The organism is Curtobacterium sp. 9128 (assembly GCF_007673775.1).
Lineage (GTDB): Bacteria > Actinomycetota > Actinomycetes > Actinomycetales > Microbacteriaceae > Curtobacterium.
This window is the reverse complement of sequence record NZ_VEAF01000001.1, coordinates 411,609-432,371: the sequence shown is the minus strand read 5'-3', so window position 1 is coordinate 432,371 and position 20,763 is coordinate 411,609. Positions and strand designations below refer to the sequence as shown.

The 20,763-nt window shown below is 70.5% G+C and carries 19 protein-coding genes; 10 read left to right on the top strand and 9 right to left on the bottom strand.

The window, feature by feature from the left end; all coding sequences use genetic code 11:
* Positions 1 to 28: 28 nt before the first annotated feature.
* Positions 29 to 514: an inorganic diphosphatase gene (locus FS641_RS02025; RefSeq protein WP_144759151.1), complete on the top strand. Its 486-nt coding sequence runs from the start codon at positions 29 to 31 to the stop codon at positions 512 to 514.
* 135 nt (positions 515 to 649) lie between these two features.
* Complete coding sequence (eno, locus tag FS641_RS02020; protein ID WP_186317529.1) at positions 650 to 1,984, top strand: phosphopyruvate hydratase; 1,335 nt, start codon at positions 650 to 652, stop codon at positions 1,982 to 1,984.
* Here eno and FS641_RS02015 read toward each other — a convergent pair.
* Positions 1,969 to 2,880: a LysR family transcriptional regulator gene (locus FS641_RS02015; protein ID WP_260855606.1), complete on the bottom strand. Its 912-nt coding sequence runs from the start codon at positions 2,878 to 2,880 to the stop codon at positions 1,969 to 1,971. The genes eno and FS641_RS02015 overlap by 16 nt on opposite strands.
* Positions 2,881 to 2,965: 85 nt before the next feature.
* Here FS641_RS02015 and FS641_RS02010 point away from each other — a divergent pair, with 85 nt between their 5' ends.
* Together FS641_RS02010 and FS641_RS02005 are read left to right on the top strand one after the other, a co-directional pair.
* Positions 2,966 to 4,123: a TDT family transporter gene (locus FS641_RS02010; RefSeq protein ID WP_144759145.1), complete on the top strand. Its 1,158-nt coding sequence runs from the start codon at positions 2,966 to 2,968 to the stop codon at positions 4,121 to 4,123.
* A complete protein-coding gene (locus FS641_RS02005; RefSeq protein ID WP_144759142.1) occupies positions 4,120 to 4,704 on the top strand; it encodes a uracil-DNA glycosylase family protein in 585 nt (194 codons plus the stop codon). The genes FS641_RS02010 and FS641_RS02005 overlap by 4 nt, the downstream gene beginning before the upstream one ends.
* Before the next feature lie 586 nt (positions 4,705 to 5,290).
* Here FS641_RS02005 and FS641_RS02000 read toward each other — a convergent pair.
* Positions 5,291 to 6,346, bottom strand: a complete 1,056-nt coding sequence (locus FS641_RS02000; RefSeq protein ID WP_144759139.1) for a hypothetical protein — start codon at positions 6,344 to 6,346, stop codon at positions 5,291 to 5,293.
* Between the two features lie 492 nt (positions 6,347 to 6,838).
* Positions 6,839 to 7,525: a hypothetical protein gene (locus FS641_RS01995; protein ID WP_144759136.1), complete on the bottom strand. Its 687-nt coding sequence runs from the start codon at positions 7,523 to 7,525 to the stop codon at positions 6,839 to 6,841.
* Between the two features lie 812 nt (positions 7,526 to 8,337).
* Between FS641_RS01995 and FS641_RS01990 the strand changes: the two genes are divergently transcribed.
* Together FS641_RS01990 and FS641_RS01985 are read left to right on the top strand one after the other, a co-directional pair.
* Positions 8,338 to 8,850, top strand: a complete 513-nt coding sequence (locus FS641_RS01990) for a hypothetical protein (protein ID WP_144759133.1) — start codon at positions 8,338 to 8,340, stop codon at positions 8,848 to 8,850.
* Positions 8,847 to 9,263 (top strand): hypothetical protein, encoded by a 417-nt coding sequence (locus FS641_RS01985; protein ID WP_144759130.1) that lies wholly within the window; start codon positions 8,847 to 8,849, stop codon positions 9,261 to 9,263. The genes FS641_RS01990 and FS641_RS01985 overlap by 4 nt, the downstream gene beginning before the upstream one ends.
* 58 nt (positions 9,264 to 9,321) lie before the next feature.
* Here the strand turns inward: FS641_RS01985 and FS641_RS01980 are convergent, their stop codons facing one another.
* Positions 9,322 to 9,888 (bottom strand): DNA N-6-adenine-methyltransferase, encoded by a 567-nt coding sequence (locus tag FS641_RS01980; protein ID WP_186317528.1) that lies wholly within the window; start codon positions 9,886 to 9,888, stop codon positions 9,322 to 9,324.
* Positions 9,889 to 10,177: 289 nt separating this feature from the next.
* The gene (locus FS641_RS01975) at positions 10,178 to 11,815 is read right to left on the bottom strand and encodes a long-chain fatty acid--CoA ligase (protein ID WP_144759122.1); all 1,638 of its coding nucleotides are present in this window, start codon (positions 11,813 to 11,815) and stop codon (positions 10,178 to 10,180) included.
* Between the two features lie 211 nt (positions 11,816 to 12,026).
* On the opposite strand from FS641_RS01975, the gene FS641_RS01970 reads away from it, so the two are divergent.
* Complete coding sequence (locus tag FS641_RS01970) at positions 12,027 to 12,902, top strand: SDR family oxidoreductase (RefSeq protein WP_144759119.1); 876 nt, start codon at positions 12,027 to 12,029, stop codon at positions 12,900 to 12,902.
* 96 nt (positions 12,903 to 12,998) lie between these two features.
* Here the strand turns inward: FS641_RS01970 and FS641_RS01965 are convergent, their stop codons facing one another.
* Positions 12,999 to 15,425, bottom strand: coding sequence for an excinuclease ABC subunit UvrA (locus FS641_RS01965; protein ID WP_144759116.1), 2,427 nt, complete (start codon positions 15,423 to 15,425; stop codon positions 12,999 to 13,001).
* 94 nt (positions 15,426 to 15,519) lie between these two features.
* Here FS641_RS01965 and FS641_RS01960 point away from each other — a divergent pair, with 94 nt between their 5' ends.
* Positions 15,520 to 16,359 (top strand): NAD(P)H-binding protein, encoded by an 840-nt coding sequence (locus tag FS641_RS01960; protein ID WP_144759113.1) that lies wholly within the window; start codon positions 15,520 to 15,522, stop codon positions 16,357 to 16,359.
* A gap of 17 nt (positions 16,360 to 16,376) precedes the next feature.
* Here the strand turns inward: FS641_RS01960 and FS641_RS01955 are convergent, their stop codons facing one another.
* Positions 16,377 to 16,949 carry a TetR/AcrR family transcriptional regulator gene (locus FS641_RS01955; protein ID WP_144759110.1) on the bottom strand — a complete coding sequence of 191 codons (573 nt, stop codon included), beginning with the start codon at positions 16,947 to 16,949 and terminating at the stop codon, positions 16,377 to 16,379.
* Positions 16,950 to 16,972: 23 nt separating this feature from the next.
* On the opposite strand from FS641_RS01955, the gene FS641_RS01950 reads away from it, so the two are divergent.
* Together FS641_RS01950 and FS641_RS01945 are read left to right on the top strand one after the other, a co-directional pair.
* Positions 16,973 to 18,172, top strand: coding sequence for an MFS transporter (locus tag FS641_RS01950; RefSeq protein ID WP_144759107.1), 1,200 nt, complete (start codon positions 16,973 to 16,975; stop codon positions 18,170 to 18,172).
* A gap of 82 nt (positions 18,173 to 18,254) precedes the next feature.
* On the top strand, positions 18,255 to 18,473 hold the full coding sequence (locus FS641_RS01945; protein ID WP_144759104.1) for a hypothetical protein: 219 nt from the start codon (positions 18,255 to 18,257) through the stop codon (positions 18,471 to 18,473).
* Positions 18,474 to 18,544: 71 nt separating this feature from the next.
* Here FS641_RS01945 and FS641_RS01940 read toward each other — a convergent pair whose 3' ends face one another.
* A complete protein-coding gene (locus FS641_RS01940; protein WP_144759101.1) occupies positions 18,545 to 19,444 on the bottom strand; it encodes an SDR family oxidoreductase in 900 nt (299 codons plus the stop codon).
* A gap of 1 nt (position 19,445) precedes the next feature.
* Positions 19,446 to 20,666 (bottom strand): zinc-dependent alcohol dehydrogenase, encoded by a 1,221-nt coding sequence (locus FS641_RS01935; protein ID WP_144759098.1) that lies wholly within the window; start codon positions 20,664 to 20,666, stop codon positions 19,446 to 19,448.
* Between the last annotated feature and the right edge of the window lie 97 nt (positions 20,667 to 20,763).

Here is a 20,763-nt window from a genome sequence, read left to right as displayed (position 1 = left end):
CACACCCGCTCCAGAACCGGAGGCGCTGATGCTGTTCGACGTCACGATCGAGATTCCCCGCGGCAGCGGCAACAAGTACGAAGTCGACCACACCACCGGCCGGATCCGGCTCGACCGGGCGGTGTTCACCAGCATGGTGTTCCCCCAGGACTACGGCTCCATCGACAACACCCTCGGCGAGGACGGCGACCCCCTCGACGCCCTCGTGCTCCTACCCCGTCCCACGTTCCCCGGCGTCGTCATCACGGTCCGGCCGGTCGGGATGCTGCGCATGGTCGACGAGAACGGCGGCGACGACAAGATCCTCACCGTCCCCGCTGGCGACGACCGCTTCGCGCAGCTGCAGGACATCACAGATGTGCCGGAGCCCACGCTGGCGGAGATCGAGCACTTCTTCGCCCACTACAAGGAGATCGAGCACGGCAAGCACGTCACCACCAACGGGTGGGCCGACCGTGCTGCTGCCGAAGCCGTCATCCGCACCGCACAGGAAGCCCACACCCGACACCCGTGACCCACGGGTCCACAGACTGCCGCGGGGAGGCACTGGCGCTGAGTGATCGCTAGGAGGTCGTCCCTCCGCCTCCCCGCGGCTTCCCCGCAACCACCCGCCAGCTCGACGCATGACCCGAACCGAAGGAGCGTCACCATGAACGACTACATCAGCGGCATCCACCACCACGGAGCACATCAGGGCGAGTACGTCACTCACCACGACCACCCCGTCACCATCGACGCCGTCCACGGCGCCCGCATCCTCGACTCCCGCGGCCACCCGACCGTTCGCGTCTCCCTCGAGCTCGACGACGGCCGCACCGTCACCGGGGACGCCCCCGCGGGCGCATCCACCGGCGCCCACGAAGCCGTCGAGCTCCGCGACGGCGGTTCCAAGTTCGGCGGCCGCGACGTTACTCAGGCGCTCCACCTGATCAACACCGATATCTCAGGGCTCCTCACTGGCCGGTCATGGTCTTCGATCGGGCGGATCGACGCCGCCCTCGCCGAACTCGACGGCACCACCGGGTACCGCCGGCTCGGCGCGAACAGCGTCGTCGCCACCTCGATCGCCGCATCCCGGGCCCTCGCCCACGCCGCGGACCTGCCGCTCTGGAAGTGGATCGCCGAGATCACCGGCTCGACGCCGCGCCTGCCGGTCCCGCACTTCAACGTCCTCAACGGCGGCGCGCACGCAGCGAACGCCCTGGACTTCCAGGAGTTCATGATCGCCCCCGTCGATGCCGACTCGATGGCCGACGCCGTCCGCATCGGCGCGGACGTCTACCACGCGCTCGCGGCCCTGGTGCGGGACCGGTTCGGCAGCCTCGGCCTCGGCGACGAGGGTGGCTTCGCACCGTCAATTGCCGCCCCCGAGGAAGCGCTCGACCTGCTCGTCGCCGCGATCCGTGCCGCGGGCTACGAGCCGGGCGTCGATCAGGTGGCGATCGCGCTCGACCCGGCAGCGAACGAGTTCTCCCAGGGCGCCGGATCCTACCGGATGCTTGACGACAGCCTCGACCGGGACGGGCTGGTCGACTACTACCGGCACCTGGTCGACGCGTATCCGATCCGGAGCGTCGAAGACGGGTTCGCGGAAGACGACCATGAGGGGTTCCGCCGCATGCAGGCAGCGCTCGGCGACCGGATCCAGATCGTCGGCGACGACCTCTACGTCACCGACCCGCAACGGATCCGCGACGGCGGCGAACAGCAGCTGACGAACGCGGCACTGATCAAGCCGAACCAGATCGGCACCGTCTCCCAGACCCTCGGCGCGATCGCCACCGCCACCAGCATCGGGATGGCCAGCATGGTGTCGCACCGTTCCGGGGAGACCACGGACACGTTCATCGCGGACCTCGTCGTCGGAACCGGCACCGGGCAGATCAAGTCCGGCGCACCCGCCCGCGGGGAACGCGTCGCGAAGTACAACCGGCTCATCGAAATCGCCGAACAGCACCCGGAGCTGCCCTACGGACTGATCTGACCACTGGCGCTCGAGCTGCGGGCGGTGTCTAGGAACGCCGTCACAGCGGGCCCCGGGCGGCCCGTCCAGATTGCGCGCAGCGGCCGGATCAGTGGCGGGCCGAGCAGCGCTACTCGGACGAGGGCACCGTCGGCGAGGTCGGTGTCGACGGTGCGGAGACTCATCACCGCCGGCGCGATGCCGGCCCGCGCGTTGGCGCGGATGATGCCGGTCGTCTCCAGCACGGCCGCTGGGGCGACCAGGCGGAGCCCAGCACGGTCGAGCCACGCCTCGACCGTGGCGCGGGTCCCGGACCCTTCCTCACGCAGCAGCAGCGGCGTCTCCGCGAGGTCATCCGCGGTGATGCCCGAAGCGCTTGCCCACGGGTGGTGCGGGGCGACGACGACCACGAGTTCGTCCTCGTCGACCACCAGCGAGGACAGGTCAGGTGGCGCAGCAGGTGTCTCCGTGAATCCGACGTCGGCAGCGCCGGAACGGACGAGGTCGGTCACGTCGGCGGAGTTTCCCGCGATCAACCGCACCGACGCCTCGGGTGCGACGGCCCGGTGGACGAGCAACCATCCAGGGAGCAGGAGTTCGGCGATCGTCTGCGACGCTGCGACCACGAGAGATCCCGCGGGTTCTCGAAGCGCGGCGACTCCTACTTCGAGCCGCCGGGAGGCCTCCAACACGGGAACGGCCAGACCGAGCACCACCCGGCCGGCGTCGGTCAGCGCGGTCCCGGATGCCGTCCGGTGCGCCAGCGGCTGACCAGTCGCCTGTTCCGCGGCACGCAAGCGCGCCGAGACCGCCTGCTGCGTCACCCCCAACGCCTCGGCCGCGCGGGTCAACGAACCGGTCTCCGCGACGCGGACGAGGACCTCGAGGGTGTCGAGGTCCAGAGTCCGGTCCGTCAACCGCCGCAGTGCCACAAGCAACCATTGTGCCCTGCCAACGAGTCCGCCGTTCCCGAACCACGGGGAACGCGCGCACGATGGGTGCATGTCCGCTCACCTCGCCCACGCACCCGCGACGTCCGAGCACTATGCGCGCGACCGGCGGCTGTTCCGGGAGCTGGAGCAGCCCGGTCTGATCGTGTCGAACCTGACCCCGAACTGGTTCGCGTCGATCATGGGCACCGGGATCGTCGCCGTCGCGGCCGCATCGCTGCCGCTGCAGTTCCCCGGTCTGCGCACCGCGGCGACGATCGTGTGGGCGATCGCCGCGGTCCTGCTCGTCGCCCTCACCATCGCGACGGTCCTGCACTGGGTCCGCTACCGGAGCACCGCAGCGAAGCACCACCTGCACCCGGTGATCTCGCACTTCTACGGCGCACCGCCGATGGCGTTCCTCACCGTCGGCGCCGGAACGATCCTCCTCGGCAAAGACTGGATCGGCCTCCCCGCCGCCGTCACCATCGACTGGGTCCTCTGGAGCCTCGGCACCATCGGCGGACTCCTCACTGCGGTCCTGGTGCCGTACCTGGCGTTCACCCGCCACGAGAACCGACCCGACTCCGCGTTCGGCGGCTGGCTGATGCCGATCGTCCCGCCGATGGTGTCCGCCTCCACCGGCGCCCTCCTGCTGCCCTACGCCCCCGCCGGGCAGGGGCGCGAGACACTGCTGTGGTCCTGCTACGGCTTCTTCGGCCTCAGCCTCATCACGTCCCTGGTCGTGATCACGCTGATCTGGAGCCGACTCGCGCAGCACAAGGTCGGTGCGGCCGGGATGGTGCCGACGCTGTGGATCGTCCTCGGACCGGTCGGGCAGTCGATCACCGCGGTGAACCTCCTCGCCTCGAACGCACCGACCGTCGTCGACGCCTCGACCGCCCACGCGCTGCTGGTCGTGGCGTTGGTGTACGGGTTCGCGATGCTCGGCTTCGCGCTGCTGTGGACCGTCATCGCCCTCGCCATCACCATCCGCACCGCTCGAGAACATCTGCCGTTCAGCCTGACGTGGTGGTCGTTCACGTTCCCCGTCGGTACCTGCGTCACCGGGCTGAACGGCCTGGCCCTGCACTCCGGACTCACCGTCGTCGCTGTGCTCGCGGTCGTCTACTACGCCGGCCTCGTCGCCGCGTGGATCACCGTTGCCGTCCGCACCTTCCACGGCTCCGTCATCCGCGGCACACTCCTCGCACCACCACAGCCGGCGTGAGCACCCCCGACGAACTCGCGGATGAGGTCGCGGACGTTCGATCGCTGAACGTCCTCGCGGAGGCATGGCGCACCGCACCCGACGGCTCGCGACGGTTCGTCCCGAGCTTCGACCCACGATCCGGCGGCACGTCCAGCCGAGTGCTGGTCCTCATGCAGTCACCCGGCCCCCAGACCATTGCCGCAGCGCACTCGGCGGTCTGCAGCGAGGACAACCCGGGGCCGACCGCGGCCGCGTTCCGCGCAGCCCGCATCGAGTCCGGACTCGCACGCAACGCGTACCTCCGCTGGAACCTCATCCCGTGGGAACTCCCCGGGCGCATACGACCTGCAGACATCGACGAGGGAAGACATGCCCTGAGCGTTCTCCTCAAGGCGCTCCCCTCCGTCGAAGCGATCGTCACGTACGGGAGCATCGCTCTCGACGGAGTCATGCGGTACCTCACCCTGGACGAGCACGCCCGACTCGTCCCCGTCATCGCGGCACCACACCCCTCTCCCGCCAACGGCCGCCACCGCGCGGAACAGCACCGACGTTCCGTTCAGGCACTCCGACTCGCCGCACGGATGCGTCGAATGTAGCGAGGCTTCAGCTGCCTCCACTGGCAAGGCACGAGTGACCGATAGCCGGTCGTCGACCGGCCGGCTGCGGACCGCCGCTCGATCGAGGGTCCGAGTGTCGCATATAGATGGTCCGCTTTGATTCTCTCAAGGCTGCCCCATACGAACGCTTCTGGCCGGCGGGCGCAGCGCGTCTGCTCGGCATTCAGAGGCCGAGGTCGTAGCGGCGCAGCGACGGACTCCAGGCGCCCGCGGACTCCTTTGATCGCGGGGCTCCCGTCGTGGCTAGTTGGATCTGTGCGGAGGAGAAGCCGATTGCTGTGTCGTCGAGGTCAGGCCTGTCGGCGCGGTCACTCCGAGTGGTTCGTTGTCGTGCTGAGGCGCCTTTTCGTCGCCCGACGGTCGCCAACCGAGGCCTGGTCGACTGAGGTGACGCGTCACGGGCTCGAGGCGACGTGCCACACCCCGTCGTTGGTCTCAACGAGTCCCGGCACGGGCGCGGGGTCCGCGGTTCGGCAGTTGTCGCACGAGACGCCGGCGCAATCTGGGGCGCCCACAGTCGTGGGTGACACTTCCGATGCTTGAAGCGTGCTGTCGTACGGGCCTGTCACGAAGGAAGATGGTGGATGAGGTCGTAGTGGACGTCGGTGCGGAAGTGGATTCGGCTGCGGAGCTGGTTGGCGAGGTCAGTTTCGTGGTAGCCGCGCATGAGAGTGGCTACGGTGATGGTGTCGTCGGTGATGCCGCCGGCGGAGAAGTTCGACGTCGCGAAGATGGTCTCGTCCTCGGGGACAGCGACGGTGAACTTCGGTCGCGCCCTCCCATCCCTTGGTGGGACGGCGGGCGTGAATCCCAGCGCGGCCATGTCGGGCATGGTGCGGGTGAACGCCACCCGTGTTCGTCCGGTTCCGACGTCGTCTTTCCGGCCGAGATACGAAAGGCCAGGGAACGGGGTCATCGCCGCCCAGGCGCCGGAGACGAGTGCGCCGGCGTCGATGAGGAGGCGCGCTTGTTCTTTGACGGTACCGGGGTGGTGCCAGCTGGTGGCGGTACCACCGGGCCCGTTGTAGGTCATCGCCCAGTCGGCGAGGGCGAACATGTCGACCGCTTCCCATCCGATGTCGACGTGCCGAACGGTGTCGCCGAGAACGCTGAGCGCGTCACCGACCCGTCCAACGCTCATCCCCGTGTGGGCCGCGATCTGATCGATACGGCCGCTGGCAACAGGGAGGGTGCGTGCGACGGCGAACACCGCGTACCGGTCACTTCGGAGCTCTTGGAACGCAGGCTCTCCGGCGATCTGCCGGCCGTCCTCCCATACCTGGGAGCCGTCAACGAGCAGCACGTTCGGTGCGGACCGCGCTACTTCGACGAAGGTGCGGCGGTTGACGTACGCCGGTGTCGGCACGAGCAGCAGTTCTGGCTCGTCGTCGAGACTCAGGCCGGGTTGGCGGCGGGGGGATGCGGCTGGTGCGACGCGGGCGCGGCGGCCGTCGGCGAGGCGGATTGTGTCGTGGGTCTCGATCGTGGCGGGCAGGCCCGCGCGTTCGAGGGCGACGAGTTCGCGCGTGATGTCGACCGGCCACGTGGACCAGTCCCGCAAGTCGAGGATGTCGGTACGTTGCCGGGCTTGAGACCACCATTCGTCGCTGGCGCTGTGCATCAGATTCCCTTCGAGATCGGATCTGCCGTGCCGGCGACTGTCTCGGATGGAGACCGGCGGGGCTACCTGCGATATGTGCGGAGGTAGCGAGGTCATCGACAACATGCCTCGAGTGACCCCTCGAGGCGAGTCAGCATTCACAACCACGGAGGTCACGTCAGATGGCACCCCGGTTCGCGACTTGCGGCGCTCCCAAAGCCCGTCCTGTCCGCGCATAGGAACGGCGCCGCCGATGTCCGGCCGGCTTCAAGAGAGGAACGACCATGATGATTTCCGCCGGAACCGTTGTCGCTGCGAGCAAGGACCATGGGGGAACGAGCAGGACGTTCGTACCCGGAGGGTGTCGTGGCGTCGTCACCAAGGGTGGCGGTTGGCCTCTCCAGGTGCGTTGGGAAGGTCTCGCGTGCGCACAGCCCGCATACCGTGACGAGATCATCTGACGAAGGCCGAGCTCGTGGCGGTCGGCTGACATCGCTCGGCCGACCCCCACCCTCACGCGGCCTGCGACCGGTTCAGCGCGGCGCCGAGGCGTCGCCCGTTGGCGTTGTCGGCTTCGATCGACGCGGAGAAGTCGGCGACCCAGTTCTCGCCGTCCTCGCGGGGCATCCGCATCTCGTTCCCGGCGTAGAACGTCGAGTCCGGCAGCGGAACGATGTTGATGATGTAGTAGAGGGACTGTCGAGGGCATCCGATTTCATCAGCGAGCCACCCCAGGCCCACTGTCGCTCGCGATGCCTGTCGGCGCCTTGGGAACGGGCGTCGTCGGCGGCTGCGCTGCTCCTCGGCAAAGGTGCGTGCGTCTTCGATGGGCATCTGGATGGATCGCCCGATCCGTCGCGCGGATGCAGGCAGCGCGCCCTCTGCACTCAGGGCCCACACCCGGCGCAGTGACACGTTCAACTGAGCGGCGAGCCACTCGAGCCCGACTGTCTCGACATCCAGCGGGAACGGTTCGGTGTTCTGTCCGAAGAAGCGCTGCTTGTCCGCACGCCGTTCTGCGATGAGCACGTCGGCGTCGGCGCGAGGGATCCAGAACTTTCCGTCGACCTTGGATGCAGACTCGGGGAGCATGCCCTTGGCGCTCCAGGCGTAAACGGTGCCGAGGGTGACGTCAGCCGCCGCAGCGAGCTCTCGGAGTGACATGGCGCCGTTGCCGGCGGGCTGATTGGTGGGGGACATGTGTTCGCTTCCTCGTGGTGGACGGACAGGCTGTTTGCTGTCCACCCACCTCTATGCGGCGAAAATGTCGGAGTGACCGAGACGGGCTGAGTTGACCTGTGTTTCGGTCCAGTCCAGCGACGGCGAGGCCGGTGTGTCATAGCCGCCGTCCTCAGGGAGGAACCGGGCTGATGGCCCTTGTCGTCGGGGCTCCTGACATGCACCCAGGGTGCCCGGATCGTCGTTCCTGGCGGATAGTGCTTGCCCGTGATGAGCCCTGAAAGTGTCAGAAAAGTCGGTCTGAACTGGGGAAACCTCTCGTGGCTTCCGTGCATGACCGTTGCGGGGAGGTACAGCTATAGACCTTTTAGGGGGTATATAGGTGTGGGGATCTAGGGCCGATCTACTTCTTCTTCTTCTTCTTTGTATCCTCTATACATAAGTCTTCAAGTCAAAGGGCCCTCTACCCCTTCCGATCGGCTTGCCACCGGCGATCTGCGGTGACTTGACGATCCCGTCCACGCGTCGAGCACCGGCAAGTCACCGCTTGCTCGATGACGGCCGGATCGCGCCGGCCCTCGAGAAAGTCGCGTCAACGCCGCGGTTCGCCGCATAGAAGCGTTCGTGATGAACTCAGCCCCCGCCGCGCATTCGGACCTTCGACGCGCGGACGCACCGCGTGCGGATGATCAGCACCAGCCCGAATGCTGTCGTCGTTCCGTCCGTCCGTCCGTACGCACGCATGTCGTGCAATCCGCGCATACATCTCTCGTGAACGGATCAGGATCGACCGGGGCGCCACGCGCGATCACTCCGGCAGCTGTGGACCTCGCATGAGCGGCTACCCCGAGGCCAAGCAGCACCTCGCGGCGGAGACGCTCTCCGTGCTGCAAGCGGGCGGCGGTACGTGGCGAGCCATCTCGTGGGGGCGCCTGCGTTCGACTGTCGATGCGCATTCGTCGTCGCCGACCACCGGCGAGCCGATGCTCATCGAGTACCGCAGTGGGCCCGAGGACGACGCGGAGGTCCGCGTTCGTGCGCAGGTCCTCACGCTTGGTCCCGGCGTCGGGTTGATAGTCGAGCTCGTCACCCCGCAGGAAGGCGCTAGGGAGTACGCGCGCGTTGCGAAGCGAGATGCGCCGGACGAGGTCCGCCGCGTCCACATCCGCGCTGGTTGGACCGCGGTGGTGCGGGCAGGCGAGATCTTCTCACCCGCTGAGGCGACCGCTCTCCTCGGCTGGGCAATGCCGGAAGACGGCCGCCTGCTCGATGCGCTGTGGTCGCTGCAACAACCGCTCGACTACCTCGCCGACATTCGCGCAGGACGGCGTCGGCCGCCGTCGTGACCATCGAGCCGTCCGCCCACACCCTCGTCCACATCAGCGGAGACTGGATGCTGTTCGATGACCCGCGAGCCGCGCTGGCTCAACTGCTCCCGGGCGCCTCGAATCGCGCCGAGCTGATGATTGCCGTCGCACAGAGAGCACAGCACGCCGAACTGGAACACTGGGAGCGCGTGCATCGCCGTCAGGGCACCGCGTCGATGACGGTTGAGGAGCTGGCCATCTACACGGCACCGAAGGGCGAGCGATTCGAATCCGACCTCCCGGAGCAGTGGGTCGGAAAACCGGCCCTCTACCTCACCGTCATGCAGCTGCACGGTGCGCCGTTACCGCTGGGTTCGGTAGAGCGGGTGGGGCCGAGCGACGGGCAGATGCTTCTGATGTTGGAGCGCGCTGGCATTCTCGACGTGATGTGAGCGCGCGAAGAGGCCCTCGACGCGAACTCGCATCGAGGGCCTCTGGGGAACCCGGTGGTCAGCTCAGAACGGAGAAGCAGAGCCCGAGGTCGGCCTGGCGGAGAACTCTCGCGGCCCGCTCTCCCCACGCCAGGAACATCGACCCCGCGCCAGGCGACCCCTGTGGCCGGCCCGTCCGGCCGTTGATGAACTTGATGCGGCCAGCGGTGAAGCAGACGACGTCGGCCGAAGCCATCGCCTTGTGCGCCCACTTGGTGTCCGTGCGTGCGAAGACGAGTGCGATGCCATCGCCGTGTGCAGCCAGCTTCTCGAGCCATGCGTCCGTGTCGTCGTAAGGCGGGTTTACCCAGCACATGCCGTGCCACGGGGAGGTCAGCCCGTCATCGTTGATGGTGAAGCAGTTCACGGCCGGAACGTTCGAGAGCGCGGAACCGGGGGAGCAGGGGTCCAGGTCGAAATCGACGCCCAGAGCGTCGAACACGGCGGCCGGGGTGTACCACTCGATGTTCGGGTTGTTCGGGCCCGACTCGTGGGTGAAACCGCGGCCTCGACGAGAAGGGGCGGTCTGGCCGTTCGACGTCTGAGCGCTGCGGGCCTTGATGGTGTGGGTGTTTGCGTTGGTCATGCACGCCCTATGCATGACCCGACGCCGCGGGGGCCTTGTTCGAGGAAAGCCCAGGTCAAGTCGGGTGTCGTCGAGCACCCGGCGCAGCTGACTCGTCGCGCGGACCCTCGCCGCCTACAGTGCCGACGCCGCGAGTCCTGGTGTGTGCGGTGGAGCTTCCGCGTGTCGGTGTGGTGTTGGTGAAGACGCGGAGGCGGTGGCAACTAACCGCAAAGAACCGGACTTTGAACAGCTGCGATGGTTGCGGTTACTTGCCTACCGGTCTGGCAGCGTCCAGGGACAAGGACATTTACACCGTGGATGTCGTCGGTTCGATCCCGGCAGGGCCCACCGTCTCCCGCTCCGCCCCGAACCGCTCGACGAGCTCCCGCTTCAGCACCTTGCCGCTCGGCCCGAGCGGCAGTGCGTCGAGCACGTGTACGGCGCGCGGGTACTTGTACGCCGCGATCTCCCCGGCGACGAAGGCGACGAGCTCGTCCGGCGTCACGGTCGCGTCCGCTCGGAGCACCACGGCGGCCTCGATCTCCTGCCCGTGCACGGCGTGGGGGACGCCGAACACGGCGGCCATCGTCACGTCGGGGTGTGCCGCGAGGACCTCCTCGACCTGCCGCGGGTACACGTTGTAGCCGTTCCGGATGATCATGTCCTTCGTGCGGTCGACGATCGTCAGGTAGCCCTCGTCGTCCTTCGTGCCGAGGTCGCCGGTGCGGAACCACCCGTCGACGATCGCGTGCGCGGTGTCCTCCGGCCGGTCGAGGTACCCGTTCATGAGGTTGTGGCCGCGGATCACGAGCTCGCCGATCTCGCCGTGCGGCAGCAGGACGATCGTGTCCGCGGTGGCCGGGTCGGCGATCTCGACGTCGACGCCCCAGACCGGCGTGCCGATGGTACCCGGGTGCGGTGGCCGGCCGACGTGGTTGAACGTCGCGACCGGGGACGTCTCCGTGAGGCCGTAGCCCTCGTGGATCGGCGCGTCGTACACGGCCTGGAAGCGTTCCAGCACCGCGAGCGGCAGGGATGCGCCGCCGGAGATCGCGTAGCGCAGGTGCGGGCGGGCCTCGTTCCTGGTGGCGGCGTCGAGCAGGGCGATGTACATCGTCGGGACGCCCATGAAGATCTCGCAGCCGTGGTCGACCATCGCGGTCAGGGCGGCGTCCCCGTCGAACTTCGGCAGCATCACGATCGTCGCTCCTGCGCGGAAGCCGGTGTTCATCGTGCAGGTCTGCCCGAAGGTGTGGAACAGCGGCAGCGCGCCGAGGAGCACGTCGCCGCGGCGCATGTCGAACGTCGTCAGCAGGTTCGTGTTGACCTGCTCGAGCAGTGCGAAGTGCGATCCCTCCGCGCCCTTCGGGTGCCCCGTGGTGCCGCTCGTGTACAGGATCGTCGCCGTGTCGAACGGGTGGCGGGGCGTGTAGGTCGTGAGCGGCTCGCTCGACGCGGCCAGTGCCTCCAGGCGGTCGTGTCCACCACCGGCGGCCCCGTCCGGTTCCGGGGCGAGGACCGTGACGACGTCCACGTCGGCCAGTGCGGCGCCGGCAGCTCCCTCGGCGAGCAGCGGCGCGGCGCAGACGAGGAGCGAGGCGCCGCTGTCGCGCAGGACGTACTCGATCTCGCGCCGCTTGAGCAGCGCGTGCACGGGCACGACGACCGCTCCGAGGGCGAGGACGGCGTAGTACACGCGGGCGAAGTCGGTGACGTTCGGGATGAGCATGGCGACGCGCGCCCCCGCCGTCACGCCGCGTGCCCGGAGCGCGCCCGCGTAGGCGAGGGTCTCCGACCAGAGTTCGGCGTAGGTCGTGCGCTGGTCGCCGACGACCACGGCGACGTCGTCCGGGAACCGCGCGGCGGACTCGGCGAGGATCGCCGCGACGGAGGCCGTGGCCCGGGTCGTCGGCGACGTGGTGGCCTGCTGGTGGGTGGTGTCCATTCCGGTCTCCGTCTCCGATGACGTGGTTCCCTCACGATCCTACGGATGTCGATCGACCTGGTCCCAGACCGACGACGCCGTGTCCCGCACCCTCCGTTCGGAGTGGTTGTCGGTTCCGACGGGCCTGTGTAGGTTGATCGACATGCAGTGCCGCTGAACCGTCTCCGATTCCATCTGTGCGCCACGTCCCGGCGCGATCGAGAGGTTCACCATGTCCGCACACCTGCCCCTGCACGGCAAGACCGCCCTCGTCACCGGTGTCTCCCGACGACGCGGCATCGGGTTCGCCGTCGCCACGAAGCTCGCGTCCCTGGGCGCGCACGTCGTCATCCACCACCACCGACCGCACGACCTCGACCTGCCCTGGGGCGGCGACGACCTCGACGCCGTCCGCGCGGGGGTCCGCGCGCACCTGGCCGCGGGAGCACGGTTCGCGGACGTCGCCGCCGACCTGTCCGACCCCGCGTCCGTGCCGGAGGTCATCGCCACCGCGGCGGCCCTGACCGGGGACCTCGACGTCCTCGTCTGCAACCAGGCCAAGAGCGGCGACGACGGCAGCATCCTCGACATGACACCGGAACGCCTCACCGCGTTCTGGGAGGTCAACACCCGGGCCACGATGCTGCTCACCGCCGAGTTCGCCCGACGACGGGCACCGCAGCTCGCCGTCGACGCCGCACCGCGACGACCGGGGGACCGCATCACCGGGAACGGTCCGTACGCGGAGCCCCGCGGGCACGTCTTCTGGATGACGTCGGGGCAGGTCCACGGCGCCATGCGGGGCGAGGTCGCGTACGCCGCCAGCAAGGCCGCCCTCGCCGGGGTGACCGCGACGGTCGCCGCCGAGCTCCTCGAGCTCGGCATCGTCCTCAACACCGTCGACCCGGGCCCCGTCAACACCGGCTACATGGACCCGGAGACCACCGACCGCTCCCTGGAGGACCTCGACGCCTGGGTCGCCAGCACGCCCTTCGGCCGCCTCGGCCGACCCGAGGACCCAGCCGAGCTCATCGGCTGGCTCGCCACCTCCGGTGGCAGCTGGGTCGTCGGTCAGGTGCTCACCAGCGACGGCGGCTTCTCGCTCTGACCGGTGCACACCGGACTGGAGGCCCGTGGCGACGCCGCCACGAGCCTCCAGTCCGGCACGTGCCGCGGTCGGCGGCCGAGCTGTGCGCTGCTGCGGTCAGCGGCCCAGCTGCGCGCGCAGGTACGGCGCGGTCCGGCTCTCGCCGGAGGCGGCGACCTCCTCCGGTGTGCCGGACGCCACCACCTGCCCGCCGTGGTCGCCCCCGGCCGGCCCCATGTCGACGACGTGGTCGGCGTGTGCGACGACGTCCATCGCGTGCTCGACCACGACCACCGTGTTGCCCGCGTCCGTGAGCCGCGACAGCTGCTCGGTGAGCAGCTCGACGTCGGCCGGGTGCAGCCCCGTGGTGGGTTCGTCGAGCAGGTACAGCGTGTGCCCCGTGCGGGCCCGCTGGAGCTCGGTCGCGAGCTTGATGCGCTGCGCCTCGCCGCCGGAGAGCTCCGGCGCGGGCTGTCCGAGTCGCAGGTAGCCGAGGCCGACCTGGCGGAGCGCCTCGAGACCGCGGGCCGCGGCCGGCAGCTCGGCGAGGAACGGTGCCGCCTCGTCCACCGTCATCGCGAGCACGTCCGCGATCGACGCACCGTGCCAGCGCACCTCGAGCGTCTCGGCCGTGTACCGCGAACCGTGGCACTCGGGACACGGAGCCCAGCTCCCCGGCAGGAACAGGAGCTCGACCGACACCGACCCCTCGCCCTGGCACACCTCGCAGCGACCCCCGGCGACGTTGAACGAGAACCGACCGGCACCCCAGCCGCGCTCACGGGCCGTGTCGGTCGCGGCGAACGCGGCACGGACCGCGTCGAACAGCCCCGTGTACGTGGCGAGGTTCGACCGCGGCGTCCGGCCGATCGGCTTCTGGTCCACCTGCACGACCCGGTCGACGAGCGGGTGCTCCGTCGCCGTCGCCGGCAGGACCCCGCCCACCAGCGACGACTTGCCCGACCCGCTGACCCCCGTCACCGCGGTCATGACCCCGAGCGGGAGGTCGACGTCGAGGTCGCGGAGGTTGTGCCGACTGACCCCCCGGAGCTCGAGCGTCCCCACCGGCGTCCGCGGGACCCGCGACGGCCCGCCCGACCCGCGCGGGTCGAGGAACCGCCGGGTGACCGACGCCTCCACCTCCGCCAGACCGTCGACCGGTCCGCTGTACAGCACCGTCCCACCCGCGGAACCCGCACCCGGACCGACGTCGACGATCCAGTCCGCCCGACGGACGATGCGCATGTCGTGCTCCACCACGAACACGCTGTTGCCACTCGCCCGGAGGTCCTCGAGCACCGCCGTCAACGACTCGGCGTCCGCCGGGTGCAACCCCGCACTCGGCTCGTCGAGGACGTAGACGACCCCGAAGAGCCCCGACCGCAGCTGCGTGGCGATGCGGAGCCGCTGCGTCTCCCCGGGTGACAGCGTCGGGGTCGCGCGGTCCAGGGACAGGTACCCCAACCCGAGCCCGGTCAGCACCTCCACGCGCCGGAGCAGGTCACCGGCGATCGCCACCGCGACCTCCGTCCGCTCACCCGACGAAGCCCGCGACGTCGCCGGAGCCGCGTCCGTGACCGCCGCGATCGGGCGGAGCGTGTCAGCGAGGACCGTCAGGGGGAGCCCGTTCATCGCCGCGATGGTCCGCCCGGCGACCGTCACGGCCAGCGCGGCACGGGTCAGCCCCGTCCCACCACACAGGCCGCACGGCCCGGACTCCACGAACCGCAGGACCTTCGTCCGCTGCGTCTCGCTCTGCGAGTCGGCGAGCGTGTGCATCACGAACTGCCGAGCACTCCAGAACCGCCCCTTGTACGGCTTCGCCACCCGGTCCCGCTTCGGGTGCACCTCGACCACCGGCTGCTCCTCGGTGAACAGCAGCCAGTCACGGTCGGCACGGGACAGCTCCCGCCACGGACGGTCGATGTCGTACCCGAGCGCCGCCGTCACGTCGCGGAGGTTCTTGCCCTGCCACGCCCCCGGCCACGCCGTGATCGCCCCGTCCCGGATGCTCAGCCCGTCGTCGTGCACCGCCGACGCCTCGGTCACCTCGTGCGCCACACCGAGACCGTGACACCGCGGACACGCACCGGCCGCCGTGTTCGGCGAGAACGAGTCCGACTCCAACCGCTCGGCACCGGCAGGGTAGGTCCCCGCCCGGGAGTACAGCATGCGCATCGAGTTCGACAGCGTCGTCAGCGTCCCCACCGTCGACCGCGAACTCGGCGCCCCCCGACGCTGCTGCAGGGCGACGGCCGGCGGCAGACCCGTGATCGAGTCCACGTGCGGCGTGGACCCCTGCGCGATGAGCCGACGCGCGTACGGGGCCACCGACTCCAGGAACCGCCGCTGCGCCTCGGCGAACACCGTCCCGAACGCCAGCGAGGACTTCCCCGACCCGGAGACCCCCGTGAACGCGACGATCCGGTCGCGCGGCACGTCCACGTCGACGTCCCGCAGGTTGTTCTCCCGCGCTCCCCGCACCCGGATGAACTCGTCCTGTCCGGGGTGGGCACGGGCAGTGGGGTCCGACGGAGCAGGCATCTGCTCGATGCTAGGCGCCGGCCCTGGACGTCACCGGGCGCCCTCCGCGCCCGACGCGCACCGACGCACGACGACCCGGCCGTAGAGTCGACCCGTGCACGTCGTCATCGCCGGCTGTGGCGACCTCGGGATCGCCGCCGGACTCCGCTTCCACGCCGCAGGCCACTCCGTCGTCGGCCTCCGCCGCACCCCGGACCGCATCCCGGCGCCCCTCGCGGGCGGCGCCGTCGACCTCCGACACGAGCAGCCGGTGATCGACGGCGACACCGGTGTCGTGGTCGTGGCGCTCGCCGCGGGGAGCCGGGACACCGAGACCTACCGGGCGACCTACGTCGACGGGCTCCGGAACGTGCTCGACGGCGTCGACTCCTCCGGTGCCACGCCACGCATCGTCGTCGTGTCCTCGACGGCGGTGTACGGCGGCGCCGGTGTCGTCGACGAGTCGACGCCGGCGACCGGCGGCACCCCGACCGCCGACGTCCTGCTCGAGGCGGAGTCGCTGCTGCGCGACCGTGCGCCCGCCGCGACGCTGGTGCGGCTCTCCGGGATATACGGCCCGGGTCGGACACGCCTCGTCGACCAGGTCCGCAGCGGCCGGGCGACGGTCGCGCCGCCGGGGGAGTCGTCCCCGATGACGAACCGCATCCACCGCGACGACGCCGCGGCGCTCCTCGTGCACCTGGCCACGACGGCGAGCGCGCCCCCGCTCGTGATCGGCACGGACGACGAGCCGGTCCGCCGTGACGACGTGCTGCGGTTCCTGGCCGACGAGCTCGGCGCGGGGCCGCTTCCGGCGGCACCCGTCGAGGGCCCCGTCACCGACAAGCGCCTGTCGAACGCGCTCCTGCGGTCGACGGGCTTCGCCTTCGCCTACCCGACGTACCGCGAGGGGTACCGCGCCGTGCTCGCCGGCGAGGGCATCCGGTACGCCTAGCCGGCTCGGGCGCGGCGTCACCCCGCGCGCAGGGCCTCGTCGACCAGGACCCCCGCGACGGCCCGCGCCACGCCCGTGTCGGCGTCGGCATCCCGGAGCCGCATCGCGAGGGCTCCGGACACGACGAGGGTGAGCTGCTCACCGAGCGCCTGGGCCCCCGTCCCGACGAGGGGCTCGGCGAGCGCGGTGAGGCGCGTCCGCATGTCGCTCGTCTCGGTGTCGAGGACCACCCGGATCTCCGTCGGGGCGTCCGCGTACTCGGACGCCGTGCCGAGGAAGGCGCACCACCGTGAGGCTGCCGTGCGTGCGCGGTAGGCGTCGAGCGCGTCGAACACCGCGAGCAGTCGCGTCCGCGGGTCGCCGTGCTCCGCGACGGCGGCGGTCCACGTGCCCTCCCAGTCCCGTCGACGCCGTTCGAGGGTCGCCGCGACGAGGGACTCCTTGCTCGGGTAGGCGCGGTAGAGGGTGGCCGACGAGACACCGGCGCGGTCGAGCACGGCGTCGACGGAGGTGGCCGCGATGCCGTTCGTGAAGAACAGCTCCTCGGCAGCGTCGAGGAGCTTCCGCTCGGTTCCTGCACGGATCGCCATGCCTGCACTCTAGGCTCGGAAAAGTGAAACGATCGTTTTCGAATTCGACCGGGCTCGTCGTCGCGGGCACGGCGCTCATCGCGGTGACCTACGGGCTGGTGCGGCTGGCGTACGGGCTGGTCCTGCCCGACGCGCAGGCCGACCTCGGGTTCGGCGCCGCGACGGCCGGGTGGGTCTCCGCCGGCGCATCGGTCGCCTACGTCGTCGGCGCGGCCGTCGGCTTCCTCGCCGCCGCGGCACGTCCGCGGGCACTGGTCGTCCTCGCCGCCGGCACCGCGGCCGTCGGCGCCGCCGGCACCGCGGCGAGCCAGGACCCGGTGGCCTTCGGCGCCTTCGTGGTCCTCGGCTCGACGGGGGCCGGCGCCGCGTCGCCCGCACTGGTCCGGATCGTGGCGAGGAACGCACGACCCGAGCGCGCCGCGCGCCTGCAGTCGATCGTGAACGCCGGGACCGGACCCGGGCTCGTCGCCGCCGGGCTCCTGGCGCTGCTGCTCCTGCCCGACTGGCGGACGGCGTGGTCCGTCGCCGCGGTCTGCGCGGTCCTGGCCGGGACCGCGGTGCTCTGCACGGACCGTCCACGAGCGGCGGACCGTCCGCGACCGGCGGACCGTCCGCGACCGGCGGACCGTCCGCGTGCGGCGGAGCGTCCGCGAGCAGCCGGCGGTCCGGGGGTCACCGCCGGGCGGTCGTGGGTCACCGCGCATCGCCGACTCCTCGTCGCGTCGCTCCTGCTCGGGGCGGCCTCCGCGGCCGTCTGGAACTTCGGCCGGTCCACGCTCGTCGATGCCGGGGTGGGCAGGGACGGCTCGATCGTCGCCTGGGTCGCGCTCGGTGTCGGGGGAGCGGCGGTCGTCGTCACGAGCCGGTGGACGGCCCGCCTGACTCCAGCGCGGCTCTGGCGGATCAGCGTCGCGGGCGTCGTGGTCGGGTCCCTCGCGCTCGGGGTCTGGCCGGGGACCCTGCCGGTCGCGCTCCTCGGGTGCCTGGTCTTCGGCTGGGGCTACACGGCGGCGACCGGTGCCCAGATCGCCTGGACGACCGCGATCGACGCCGACCGCGCCGAGGCCGGGACGGCCGTGCTCTTCGTCACGCTGGTGCTCGGACAGGCACTCGGAGCCGCCGCCGCCGGTGCCGTGATCGGCGCGGCCGGTGCCGCAGCGGCGTTCCTGCTGGCCGCCCTCGTCGCTGCCGCTGCCGTCCCGGTGGCCGGCGGGCGGCACTGAGTCAATGGACCGACGGCCGCGGCACCCCGCCTGGCGCCCGTCGTCAGGTCGCGCCGCGCTCCGTGCGGCATGATGGGCTCCCGTGAACGGACAGCAGCAGCCCCGCTGGCGCACGACCTGGTCGATGGTGCAGGTCGGCGTGCTCTCGGCCGCGGTGATCATCTGCATCGTGATGCTCGTCGTCGGCGACCACACGCTCGACCGGGTCTGGGCCGTCGCGCTCGTGTTCTTCGGGATCGCGCTGCTCGGCCACACCGCGTTCCTGGTCTGGACGCGCCGCACGGAGCGCGACCACCGCTGACCGCGGCCCCGCGGACGTCGCGTGCAGACGGCGCGGTGTGTCCGCGGGGCCGGATCTCGGCGTGCGTCCGGCTACGGCGTGACCATGCCGCCGTTCACGTTGAGCGTCTCGCCCGCGACGAAGCTCGACTCCTGCGACGCCAGGAAGACGTACGCCGGCGCCAGCTCGGCGGGCTGACCCGCACGGCCCATCGGCGACTCGCTGCTGCCGAACTCCGGCAGGGACTCCGGGTCGACACCACGTGTGACCTGCAGCACCGACCACGTCGGTCCCGGAGCGACGACGTTCACGCGGATGCCCTTCTCGATGAGCGCCTGCGAGAGCCCCTTCGAGAGGTTGTTGATCGCACCCTTGGTGGCGGCGTAGTCGAGCCGGTCCGGCGCCGGCTGGTAGGCCTCCATCGACGCCGTCGTGGTGATCGTCGACCCGGGCTGCAGGTGCGGCAGCGCGGCCTTGACGAGGCGGAACAGCGCGAAGACGTTCACGTCGAAGGTCGCCTCGAACTGGTCGTCGGTGATGTCGAGCAGGTCGGGCTGCCAGACCTGCTTGCCGGCGACGCTGACGAGCGCGTCGAGCCCGCCCAGGCCGGCAACGGCCTCCTCGACGAGTCGGCCCGCGTACTCGCGGTCCCGCAGATCACCCGGGATGGCGACCGCGGTCCGACCCGCTGCCCGGATCTGCTCGATGACGTGATCGGCGTCCTCCTGCTCGTCCGGCAGGTACGCCAGGGCGACGTCGGCGCCCTCGCGGGCGAACGCGATCGCGACCGCGCCGCCGATGCCGGAGTCCGCGCCGGTGATGAGCGCCTTCCGGCCGGCGAGCCGGCCGGTCCCGCGGTACGACTCTTCGCCGAGGTCCGGCACCGGCGTCATCCGGGACTGGAGGCCCGGCTCGGCCTGCGTCTGCGGCTCCGGGCTGACGTTCGGGTAGCGCGACCGGGGGTCGCCGAACTCGTACTGGTCCGTGGGCATGTCAGTTGGCCTCCAGTTCGACCTTGATCCAGCCGGGCTCGCGCCGGTCGAACGCCTCGTAGGCGTCGATCGCGGAACCGATCGGCTCGTGTTCGGTGATGAGTGCCGTCGGGTCGAACTGCCCGGCGGCGACCATGTCGATGAGCGGCGGCGTGACCGAGTGGTGGTCGCAGTTGCCCATGCGGATGGTCAGGTTCTTGTTCATGGCCTGCCCGATCGGGTACCGCTCGGCGGTCGGACCGTAGACGCCGATGATGCCGATGCGGCCGTACTTCGCGACGACCTCGACGGCCCACTGCGCGACCTGGGAGGGGCCGTCGCCGGGCTTCCACTGCTGCGCCTCGCCGAAGCCGTCGGGCGATGCGTCCGGAGCGACCTGGCGCACCTCGGCGTCGAACGCCTGCGCCTGCTCGTCGGACACGGCGGCCGGGCCCTGCTTGGGTCGCTCGGCGTCGACACCGACCGCGTCGATGACGGCGTCCGCGCCGATGCCGTTCGTCAGGTCCATGATCGCCTGCACCGGGTCCTCGCGGTTGTAGTCGACGATCTCGCAGTGCTGCGCGAGTGCCGCCGCGAGCCGGGTCTCCTCGCCGTCGACGACGATCACGCGACCGGCTCCCTGCTTGTACGCCGAGGCCGCCGCGAACTGCCCGACGATCCCCGCACCGAAGACGACGACGACGTCGCCGCGGGTGACCCCCGCGAGCTCGGCGCCGAACCAGCCGGTCGGGAAGATGTCCGACAGCAGGATGGCCTGCTCGTCGCTGACGTTCTCGGGCAGCGGGTGCATGGTGTTCTGCGCCCAGGGGACGCGCACGTACTCGGCCTGCAGGCCGTTCACCGGGCCGGTCGACTCCGGGCCGCCGAAGAAGCTCGTGCCGGCCTGCGGGCCGTTCGGGTTCGCCACGTCGCACTGTGCGGTCTTGCCCATCCGGCAGTAGCGGCAGGCCCCGCAGGAGATGGTCGAGTTGATGACGACGCGGTCGCCGGGGCTGTAACCACGGACCGCGTCACCGACCTCGGTGACGACGCCGACGGCCTCGTGGCCGAGGATGGTGCCCTCCTGCATCGGGGCCATGGTGCCGCGGACGAAGTGCAGGTCGGTGCCGCAGATCGCACTGCGGGTGATGCGGACGATCGCGTCGTGCGGGTCCTGGATGGTGGGCTCGGGGACCTCGTCCATCCGGATGTCGCCGATGCCGTGCCAGACGACTGCGCGCATGGGTTCTTCCTTCCGTCGTTCAGGGAACGGACCCAGCGAACTCGCGCGCGCCTGGGTACCGGTTCGGCAGACGCGCAGACCGGACCGACCGGGCGGT